Origin of the sequence: Bacillus infantis, from assembly GCF_050107595.1 — a bacterium.
In the GTDB taxonomy this organism is placed as follows: domain Bacteria; phylum Bacillota; class Bacilli; order Bacillales; family Cytobacillaceae; genus Bacillus_AB; species Bacillus_AB infantis_C.
In genome coordinates, this window is sequence record NZ_JBNILH010000022.1 from 1 (window position 1) to 9,216 (window position 9,216).

Annotated in this window: 11 protein-coding genes and 1 rRNA gene; 2 read left to right on the forward strand and 10 right to left on the reverse strand. The window is 45.3% G+C overall.

Annotated elements, in window-relative coordinates; genetic code table 11:
- Nucleotides 1–677: 677 nt before the first annotated feature.
- Complete coding sequence (locus tag ACQCVH_RS25150) at nt 678–962, forward strand: transition state genes transcriptional regulator AbrB (protein ID WP_009791698.1); 285 nt, start codon at nt 678–680, stop codon at nt 960–962.
- Between the two features lie 110 nt (nt 963–1,072).
- Here ACQCVH_RS25150 and rsmI read toward each other — a convergent pair whose 3' ends face one another.
- The 9 genes from rsmI to ACQCVH_RS25195 form a co-directional block, all read right to left on the reverse strand.
- Nucleotides 1,073–1,951 carry a 16S rRNA (cytidine(1402)-2'-O)-methyltransferase gene (gene rsmI / locus ACQCVH_RS25155; RefSeq protein WP_426838388.1) on the reverse strand — a complete coding sequence of 293 codons (879 nt, stop codon included), beginning with the start codon at nt 1,949–1,951 and terminating at the stop codon, nt 1,073–1,075.
- Entirely contained in the window at nt 1,929–2,216 is a 288-nt protein-coding gene (locus tag ACQCVH_RS25160) for a GIY-YIG nuclease family protein (protein WP_426838390.1), read from the reverse strand. Before ACQCVH_RS25160 ends, rsmI begins: the two co-directional genes overlap by 23 nt.
- Complete coding sequence (locus ACQCVH_RS25165) at nt 2,206–2,946, reverse strand: tRNA1(Val) (adenine(37)-N6)-methyltransferase (RefSeq protein ID WP_426838392.1); 741 nt, start codon at nt 2,944–2,946, stop codon at nt 2,206–2,208. Before ACQCVH_RS25165 ends, ACQCVH_RS25160 begins: the two co-directional genes overlap by 11 nt.
- Nucleotides 2,947–3,004: 58 nt before the next feature.
- Nucleotides 3,005–3,373: a DNA replication initiation control protein YabA gene (yabA, locus tag ACQCVH_RS25170; protein ID WP_426838394.1), complete on the reverse strand. Its 369-nt coding sequence runs from the start codon at nt 3,371–3,373 to the stop codon at nt 3,005–3,007.
- Nucleotides 3,374–3,386: 13 nt separating this feature from the next.
- Nucleotides 3,387–4,214 (reverse strand): PSP1 domain-containing protein, encoded by an 828-nt coding sequence (locus ACQCVH_RS25175; RefSeq protein WP_224906469.1) that lies wholly within the window; start codon nt 4,212–4,214, stop codon nt 3,387–3,389.
- Nucleotides 4,207–5,214, reverse strand: a complete 1,008-nt coding sequence (holB, locus tag ACQCVH_RS25180) for a DNA polymerase III subunit delta' (protein WP_426838396.1) — start codon at nt 5,212–5,214, stop codon at nt 4,207–4,209. The genes ACQCVH_RS25175 and holB overlap by 8 nt, the downstream gene beginning before the upstream one ends.
- A gap of 73 nt (nt 5,215–5,287) precedes the next feature.
- Nucleotides 5,288–5,617, reverse strand: coding sequence for a cyclic-di-AMP receptor (locus tag ACQCVH_RS25185; RefSeq protein ID WP_009791690.1), 330 nt, complete (start codon nt 5,615–5,617; stop codon nt 5,288–5,290).
- Between the two features lie 175 nt (nt 5,618–5,792).
- Nucleotides 5,793–6,428 (reverse strand): dTMP kinase, encoded by a 636-nt coding sequence (tmk, locus tag ACQCVH_RS25190; protein WP_426838400.1) that lies wholly within the window; start codon nt 6,426–6,428, stop codon nt 5,793–5,795.
- A 28-nt stretch (nt 6,429–6,456) separates the two neighbouring features.
- Nucleotides 6,457–7,881: an aminotransferase class I/II-fold pyridoxal phosphate-dependent enzyme gene (locus tag ACQCVH_RS25195; protein ID WP_426838398.1), complete on the reverse strand. Its 1,425-nt coding sequence runs from the start codon at nt 7,879–7,881 to the stop codon at nt 6,457–6,459.
- A 254-nt stretch (nt 7,882–8,135) separates the two neighbouring features.
- Between ACQCVH_RS25195 and ACQCVH_RS25200 the strand changes: the two genes are divergently transcribed.
- Nucleotides 8,136–8,312 (forward strand): sigma factor G inhibitor Gin, encoded by a 177-nt coding sequence (locus tag ACQCVH_RS25200; protein WP_426838402.1) that lies wholly within the window; start codon nt 8,136–8,138, stop codon nt 8,310–8,312.
- Between the two features lie 780 nt (nt 8,313–9,092).
- Here ACQCVH_RS25200 and rrf read toward each other — a convergent pair.
- Nucleotides 9,093–9,209: ribosomal RNA gene (gene rrf, locus ACQCVH_RS25205) — 5S ribosomal RNA — on the reverse strand.
- Nucleotides 9,210–9,216: the final 7 nt, after the last annotated feature.

Consider the following 9,216-nt stretch of genomic DNA (forward strand, 5'->3'; position numbering starts at 1 on the left):
CAAATCGAAAAGCAGAGGCGACTGTTTAGGTGCGACAAGCATAAGACGCTTTGGAATTGAAGGCGTTCTTTGCCTTCGGTTCCATAGTGGCTTATGACTCGAGCACCTAGGAGCCGGAGCTGGACAAGAAGAAAGGCGGAGGGCGCTTGCAATTTAAGGAACGCAGACTAAATACGCCACGTCCTGTGGCAACGCCTGCATGACCCACATCCTGTGGGCCCAGCATAAGACGAGCAGGGTGGAAGGTTGTTTTTTAATCTTCTGGTCTAATCGACTTATGACTCAAGGTTCTAGCCGCTGAGCTGGAGAAGAATAAAAGCAGAATCTGCAGCTTCCATCCTCATAAATCCGAAAATCACCTCGAAGTATATGTTATGAAGCATTTCGACATTATTGTAGAATTTTGTCGAATAAAGTTATTATAGTATAAAATTATACTCTTAATTCAAAATATATATTAAAACAGCACAATATCAAAAATGTGTCTCATCAGACACAAAACCTTGATATAGCAACTTTCTTCATCACCTAAAAATTTCTAAAAAAATTTGATTTAAAAGTAATTGACGGATATGGGAATGGCTGGTATTATGTAATCAATAAGAATTTTGTCGAATAATGACGAATCTATAGATAGAGAAAAAGAAAATAGTGGAGATATGAGAGGAGATTTTATTATGAAATCTACAGGTATTGTTCGTAAAGTTGATGAACTGGGACGCGTAGTTATTCCCATCGAATTAAGACGTACACTTGGCATCGCCGAAAAGGACGCTCTTGAAATCTACGTTGATGATGAGCGCATCATTTTGAAGAAATATAAGCCAAACATGACTTGCCAGGTTACTGGTGAAGTATCTGATGATAACATCACACTTGCTGGCGGCAAGCTGATCCTGAGCCGTGACGGTGCAGAACAGCTGCTGAAAGAAATTCAAAGCACATTTGAAACGGCAAAATAAGAAAAGTATAGAGCTGACTCAGCATTCCAGTCACTTGCGCTCTGTGTATGTGTAATACTTTTTGATTCTATATGAAAATAAAAAAGCTTCCATATAGCGGAAGCTTTTTTCTATTGCTCAATATGATAAGCGCTGTACACTTCTCTTTTATTCAGGCTCCTGTCCTTCGCCGTCTGCTTGATGGCATCCTTGGAGCTCATTTCCTTCACAGATATATAGTGTTTTACATGTTCCTCAATGGATAGCTGCTCCCACCACATATCTTCTTCTGCTGATTCTCCCTCCGGATTTCCTTCAAGTATAATGCAGAACTCTCCTCTGACTTCATCAGATTCTGCCCATTCCACAAGCTCTGAAAGGCTGCCCCGGATGAATTCTTCATATCTTTTTGTAAGCTCCCGGCATAGAACGGCCTGGCGTTCACCTAACTGCCCGCTCATCAGCTGCAGCGTTTCCTTCAGGCGGTGCGGGGATTCATACAGGATAATGGTTGCATCAATTTTAGCGAGCTTTTCCAGCTCGTGCTTTTTTTCTTTTTTCTGCCTGTTCAGGAAACCATAAAAATAAAAAGGCTGCGAGGCAATACCTGAAGCAATAAGAGCCGTCAGCGCAGCATTTGCCCCCGGAAGCGGAACAACAGTCAGCTGGTGTTCAAGCGCCTTTACGACCAGGTCATAGCCCGGATCGGAGATAGTCGGCATGCCGGCATCACTCACTACTGCTACCGCTGATCCCTCTTCAAGCATCTGAATGATTTTATCACCGCTATGGCCTTTATTATGCTCATGATAGCTGATGACAGGCGTTTCTATTTCAAAGTAATTGCAAAGCTTCTTTGTATTCCTTGTATCCTCAGCTGCAATATAATCGGCCTCTTTCAGCATCCGCACGGCCCGGAAGCTCATATCCTCCAGGTTTCCTATCGGCGTCGGCACCAAATAAAGCGTACCCTTCCTATAATCACTGCTAAAGCTCTTTTGCTGCCACATCCAAATCACCTGTTTCCTTCATTAGAAAGTCTTCTTTCTTTTTTCTGCTCAACTGCTTGAATTGATATTCTGCCCTCATCGCTTCAGTTTTTCCTGAAAAGACTTGATGATAGACAAGCACAACCGGTCCGCGTCCCCTTGTATATTTAGCCGCCTTCCCTTCATTATGAAGCCTGACCCGCCTGTCGAGATCATTGGTGTAGCCGGCATAGAGGCTGCCATCCCTGCATTTCAGCACATAGAAGTAATGTGTATCATTGTCCATATAACATCTCACTGATTTCCGGTGTATATTCATGATCCTTATTATAGATATAAAGCGGCGGGAGTACCTTTAAATCCGGGCTCCCCTGCTTGACCCCTTCGACAAGGAGCATATTTGCTTCTTTACCCTGCTTCGGATAAACAAACTGGAGACGCTTCGGCTCAAGCTTATACTGCCTCATTAGAGTGACAATATCAAGGAACCTACCTGGCCTGTGGACAAAGGCTGCCTTCCCTCCCTGCTTCAGCAGCTGGCTGGAGACGCGCACTACATCCTCCAGTGTGCACAGGATCTCATGCCTGGCAATGGCAAGATGCTCATTGGCATTGATCTGATCTTTGGCTGGTGTAAGGAAATAAGGAGGATTGCATGTCACGATATCATACTTTCCATGCCCAAGCTGGGCAGGCATCTCCTTAATGTCCCCATGAATCATCTTAATCCTGTCTTCCAGCCCGTTGTACTCAATGCTCCTCACAGCCATATCATAGAGCCTTTCCTGGATTTCCACACCGGTGATCGACCCTTTTGTTCTGCTGCTCAAAAACAGCGGAATTACACCATTCCCGCTGCACAGGTCAATCAGATTCCCTTTCTGAATCGGCACATAAGCAAATCTCGCCAGCAGGACAGCATCCAGTGAAAAAGAAAACACAGACGGGCTCTGGATGATGCGCAGCTTTTCAGCAAGCAGATAATCCAGCCGCTCATCCCCTTTTAAATTCAGCATACAATTTCCTCCGATAAACATTGTAAAAAGAGCCTTCCCGGCAAAAGGAAGGCTTACATTATTTCTTATTAAGGAAGGAAAGGCAGAAAAGGCAATCCCCTTCTTTGCGCGGGCTCCCGAAATGCAGATTGCAAATATGGAACCCTTCCTGGTAAAGCCTTGCAAGATTGTCATAGCCTTCGCCAATATCGATGGCTTTATCATCCTGCTGCGGCTTGCTTTTCCCTTTCTTGTCTTTCTTCCTGTTGGACTGTTGCTCTGCCGTTGTTTCCAGCCGGCGTCTTAAGTGGTCATTTTCCAGCTTCAAGGAGTTATTCTCCTCAAGTATCTCTGCCAGATGCTGCTTAAGTTCGCCAAGCTGTGTATACAGTTGTCCAATTTGGGTTTCCATATTGATCACGGAGTCAAAAATCTCTTTTTTATCCACGCGTTCCACCTCATTAATCTGTGGATTGTACCGAAACAGCACCTTCTGTCAGCACTTCGTCCAGCGTATATTCAAGGACACGCTCCTGGTCTCTCACTTCCACTTGCAGAACGCGTTCTAAAATATTGAGCCCTACCACTTTGCCCCGGCCCTGTGGAGTATTGATGACCTCTCCTATATCCGGCAGCTGCTCTTTCGCAGACTCATATTCATCATTCTCGTACTTCAGGCAGCACATGAGCCGTCCGCACAGTCCGGATATTTTAGTAGGGTTAAGGGAAAGGTTCTGGTCCTTTGCCATCTTGATCGACACCGGATCAAAATCCCCCAGGAAGGTAGAACAGCAAAGCATCCTACCGCATGGACCTATGCCACCGAGCATCTTAGCTTCGTCCCGAACACCAATTTGGCGCAATTCGATCCTTGTCCGAAAGATCGCTGCCAAGTCCTTTACAAGCTCCCGGAAATCTACTCTTCCGTCGGCTGTAAAGTAAAAAATCACTTTATTTCGATCAAATGTATATTCAACATCAACAAGCTTCATATCAAGCTGATGAGTACTGACTTTTTCACAGCACACCTCATAAGCTTCATGTGCAGCTTCCTTGTTTTCCTCAACAATCATCCGATCCTTTTGATCTGCAATTCTCAGAACTTTTTTCAATGGAAGGACAACATCGTTCTCATCCACTTGCTTCCGGGCTATTACTACTTTTCCGTACTCTACGCCCCGGACCGTTTCCACGATTACAAAGTCGTCCTTTTGAATTGAGAGATCTCCGGGATCGAAGTAATAAATCTTCCCGGCTTTCTTAAACCGTACTCCCACTACATCATACAAATGAAGATCCCTCCTGCAATTTTAACACAAGCTGTTCCATCAACAGCTGCGGATTCATATTTGCGTGCAGCTTTCTTTTTGCCTCCAAAATGGCTGTCATCTGCTCGGTCAGACGACGTCCGGACGTTTGTAATGCATATTGCTCTAAACGGTTCATCTCGTTTAGATAAACAGCCTGTCCCTGTTTCCCAAGCTGTATATATAGTAAATCCTTAAAGATAAGTATCAGCAAATCCAAACCGCGATCAAACTGCTCTTTCTCTTTAAAGTGCAAAAACCATTCTTCCTGCAGTGCAACCATTGCTTCTAAAGGATTCTTTTTCAGCACTTCATATAATTTTAACACTATTTTTTGTGCTTGTGCAAACCAATCATCGCTGGAGAGAGCGATTGCTTCATCCAAATTATTAGTTAATTGGGCCAATAATGGCGCCATTTGCGGGCTTACACCATTTTCAGCGAGCTGATTTTCCATATTTTGGGGTGTAAGCGGAATGAATGAAATTGTCTGGCAGCGGGACAAAATTGTCGGCAGCATCCTTTGCCCCTGCTCAGTCATCAGGATTGCGACAGAGTCAGAGTTTGGCTCCTCCAGAAACTTGAGGAGGCTGTTCGCCGCATTCACCGTCATTTTATCGGCATGATTGATCATATAAAGCTTGCGCTTCGATTCCACTCCTGTTTTGGAGAACTCCTCCTGAAGCGCCTGTATTTGATGCTTTTTAATTGAAAGCCCATCAGGCTCCAGCAGATGTATGTCCGGATGGTTTCCGCTGTTGATCCGCCTGCAGTTTGTGCAGTCTTCACAGGGGATATATCCGCTGTCCGGCCTTTCGCAGAACAGACTTTTTGCCAGAAGAAGCCCGGCATCCTTCTTGCCGGTCCCCCTCATCCCTTCAAATAAATAGGCGTGGGCAAGCCGGTCCTTCTGTATGCTGTTTTTGAATAATTTCAATACGGCAGGCTGAAGCTTCTCCAGCTGCTCCCACGTTTTTGCCAAACTCATCACTCACCTACATATATATATTAATCAGCAGTCCTTTGATTTCTCCGATTTTCACCGTTATCCCTTATTAAAACTGGTGAAAGCTTTCAACCGGCAGAACAAATACTGTCGCACCGCCCACTTCGACCTCAACCGGATACGGCACATAAGAATCGGCATTCCCGCCCATCGGCGAAACAGGCGCCACCAGCTGGTCACGGGCGCTGCAGCTGTCCTTTATGACCTGCAGGGCCTTATCTACCCGGATGTCATCTGTACCAATCATAAAGGTCGTGTTGCCCGCTTTTAAAAAGCCGCCGGTGCTCGCCATCTTTGTTGCCCTGAAATTATGTTCTACTAACGCACTCATCAGCTTATTGCTGTCCTGATCCTGAATAACGGCTAATATTAGCTTCATTTATTGTCACGTCCTTTAAAAAGTGTTTTTCCGCGTGTATCTATCTATATTATAGCAAGAATTCTGTCTATAAACAGCGTCTATTCAGGGGCTTTGAAATAAATCCGTTCTCCAGAGAACAAAATCAGCTCCGTGAAAAGGCGAAAAGGCCCCGGGAGGCCTTTTCATCCAGCATCTATCTACCGGCAATCAGCGATTTAACCTTGGCAGCTGCCAGCTGGCAGACTGCCTCTACAGGCAGAGAAGCATCAATCCGGTGAATTCTGTCCGGGAATTTCGAGGCCAGGATCTCATAGCCTTCCCTCACCTTATTGTGGAATTCCAGGCTCTCCAGATCCAGCCTGTTCACTTCCCGCCCCTCATTCCGGCCGATCCTTTGAAGGCCGGAAGCCGGATCAATATCAAAATACAAGGTCAGCTCAGGCATCATGCCTTCAATTGCAAAATGATTGATGGAATAGACCTCGTCAATCCCAAGCCCCCGGGCATATCCCTGATAGGCAAGCGAGCTGTCAATAAATCGGTCGCAAAGGACGATATAGCCTTCATCAAGAGCTGGCTGCACTTTCTCTGCCAAATGCTGCCTTCTCGCTGCTGCATAAAGAAGCGCCTCGGTCCGCGGATCCATTGCCGTATTCTTTGTATCCAGGATCACTGCCCTGATCTGCTCAGCAATCTCAATGCCCCCCGGCTCCCTCGTCTGCATCACTTTATATCCTTCATCGGCGAGCCAGCTCGCCAGCATATTGATAATTGTCGTTTTGCCGGCTCCCTCAGGACCTTCTGCCGTTATAAATAAACCTTTATCCATCATGTTCCTCCTGCTTACATTCTGTTCGTTAAGCATATATGCTGATTTGATTTTCATCTAAGTGTCTGCCGCCCTGGAATCTTGCACCGCTTGCCTGTAAAAGCCGGAGGCTCTTTACATCCTCTCCTGATATCACTTCACCAGGGAAAAGGAGCGGAATGCCGGGAGGATATGGAATGATCAGCTCTGCGCATATCTTACCTGCCGCCTCATCCATAAAAGCTGCTTCCTTTCTCATCCCCATCTGGTCCTGAGCACTAAGAGCAAGGGTCGAAACGGATGGCTTTCGAAAATAATTCACCTTTGCAGTCTGGCTGTCCCGTTTTCCGGACATTGCCTTCTCCGTTTTAAAAATAATCTCTTCAAAAGGGAAATCCATATCCTTCTTTAAGAGCGGGAGGACAAACACAACATTATAGGGATCCGCCATTTCAGGATAAATCCCCTCGTCCTCCAGCAGGCTCTGCAGCTCAAAGCCGGACAATCCCTCAGGCTGGATCACAACCTTAAGCGGATCCCCTGCGCCTTCTTCATATTCCAGCAAGAGCAGGCCGCTTATACCGGCCAGCCCGCGTCTGAATGATTTTATACGATCAAGGAGGCTTCTTTCGTCCTCTTCTGTAAATGTTTCTAAATAATGCCTGGCACCATCCAATGATGCCATGATCGGATAAGAAGGGCTGCTGGACTGCAGCATCTGCAAATATTCCCTTGCTCCCTCAAAACCGATGAGCCGGCTATTATAATGGAGATAAGCACCCATCGTCATGGCAGGGAGCGTCTTGTGGGCTGACTGCACCACGATATCAGCCCCCAGCTCCACTGCTGACTTCAGCCGGGACATTTTAATCAGGTGGGCCCCATGCGCCTCATCCACTAATACGGGCATCCCATGCTGATGGGCTTTATGAATGATTGCCCGCAAATCAAATACCATGCCATAATAGTTTGGATAAGTCAGGATGATCGCTTTAGCGTCAGGATGAAGGTTTATCGCCTTTTCCACCGTCTTGGAAGCAATGCCGCCGGCGACACCCCACTCACCATTATACTCAGGGCCCAGGAAAACAGGATGCGCTTTGGCAAGGCGGATCCCATTCAAAACAGACTTATGGCAATTCCGCTGCACAAGGACCGTCTCCCCTTCCCTCACAGTCCCCAGAATCATAGCCAGATTTCCAACAGTCGATCCATTTATTAAAAAAGAGCTCTCCTTAGCTCCATACAGCTTGCTTACTAAAAGTTCTGCTTCTTTGATAGCGCCTGAGGCAGCATGGAGATCATCCAGGCCGGACAATTCCGTCACATCCAGCTTCAGAGCCTCTGCGTACACCTCTTGGCTGCCTTTATATAAAAGGCCGTTCTTATGTCCAGGGACATGCAGGGAGATGCTGTCCTCACCTATATGATCCATCAGCCTGCTGAACAGGGGAAGATTATTATAGTCATTCATTGTCATCACCAGATTGTTAGATTCTTCACCTATTTTATCAGACACCATCCTAAAAAGATAATCCGTCCCCTAAATAAAAATAAGCTGTTGCCAAAAGAATTGCCTATAGACATACACCCGGAAGCGAAGCAGCACATACAATAGAAAACATGTAAATACTCTCGAGACTTTTCAAAAAATTGTATTATTTTTTGCACAATGGAAAGAATAAGAGTGGAGGTGGAGATATGGATTCTTTATTGGCAAACAATCAGATGAAGAAAACCTGTGTCATTTGCGAAGAAGATAAAACAAGGGGCATACATTTATATACCTCTTTCATCTGCACAGATTGTGAATCTGATCTGATTAACACCGACACGGACAATCCAAAATATAAATATTACCTAAAAAAGCTGCGGAAAGTAAATACACCGGGAATATTCTCGTAGAAGCTGATGCTTCTTTTTTTTGTGGTTTACTGGTAGAAATCAGCCATTTTTAAATTGTGGCCGTGGCGGCAGCAGCATAGCACATTTAAATGCAGAATGTGGAGTTGGCCGGCTTGGGTTGTAAATGTTAGTTCAGTTGGGTAGTTGGCAGATTTTCGGATGAATTGATTAAATTCATGGTTAAATCAGCTGCTCTTCCCATTATTTAATTAAAAATGCAGGTCATTCGCCCGCCCGGCATGCTTTACATGCTTTTTCCGGAAGTATTCAAGAAATTAGCTGCCTGCTCTAGTTGGATTTAAGGAAAATGTAAATTAAATGGGGAAGTTGGTAAATAAATCGGCGAATTGATTGAATAAATCACGAAGTTGGTAGATTATCAGTCGAATTGATTAAATTCATAATTTAAGCAGCTGCTCTCCCCAATATGCTGATCAAATACACTGCTCTAATGTCCATCCTGCATGCTTTTCCAGCAATATTTAAGAGTTTAGCTGCCGGCTCTAGTTGGATTTAAGGAAAATGGTAAATTAAATGAGGAAGTCGGTAAATTAATCAGCCAATTGCTTAAATAAATCGCCAAGTTGGTAGATTATCGAGCCAATTGATGAAATTCACAACCAAAGCAGCTGCTCTCCCCATCATTCTAATCAAAAACCATGCTCATCTGCCCGTCCCGGCCACTAATTTCTGCACAAGAACCTTTTTCTTATTAAAACCTTCTCATTTTCATAAAAAAAAACGCAAAAAAAGAACAGTCCCGCAGACTGTTCTTCGTTTGCCCGGCAGCGTCCTACTCTCACAGGGGGAGAGCCCCCAACTACCATCGGCGCTGAGAAGCTTAACTTCCGTGTTCGGTATGGGAACGGGTGTGACCTTCTCGCTATCGCCACCAGACTATTTA

Excerpts from the sequence above, each read along its gene's own strand:
- ACQCVH_RS25150 (WP_009791698.1), top strand. The coding sequence starts at position 678 with ATGAAATCTACAGGTATTGTTCGTAAAGTTGATGAACTGGGACGCGTA.
- rsmI (WP_426838388.1), bottom strand. The coding sequence starts at position 1,951 with ATGTGGCAGCAAAAGAGCTTTAGCAGTGATTATAGGAAGGGTACGCTT.
- ACQCVH_RS25160 (WP_426838390.1), bottom strand. The coding sequence starts at position 2,216 with ATGGACAATGATACACATTACTTCTATGTGCTGAAATGCAGGGATGGC.
- ACQCVH_RS25165 (WP_426838392.1), bottom strand. The coding sequence starts at position 2,946 with ATGCTGAATTTAAAAGGGGATGAGCGGCTGGATTATCTGCTTGCTGAA.
- ACQCVH_RS25185 (WP_009791690.1), bottom strand. The coding sequence starts at position 5,617 with ATGAAGCTAATATTAGCCGTTATTCAGGATCAGGACAGCAATAAGCTG.
- tmk (WP_426838400.1), bottom strand. The coding sequence starts at position 6,428 with ATGGATAAAGGTTTATTTATAACGGCAGAAGGTCCTGAGGGAGCCGGC.
- ACQCVH_RS25195 (WP_426838398.1), bottom strand. The coding sequence starts at position 7,881 with ATGAATGACTATAATAATCTTCCCCTGTTCAGCAGGCTGATGGATCAT.
- ACQCVH_RS25200 (WP_426838402.1), top strand. The coding sequence starts at position 8,136 with ATGAAGAAAACCTGTGTCATTTGCGAAGAAGATAAAACAAGGGGCATA.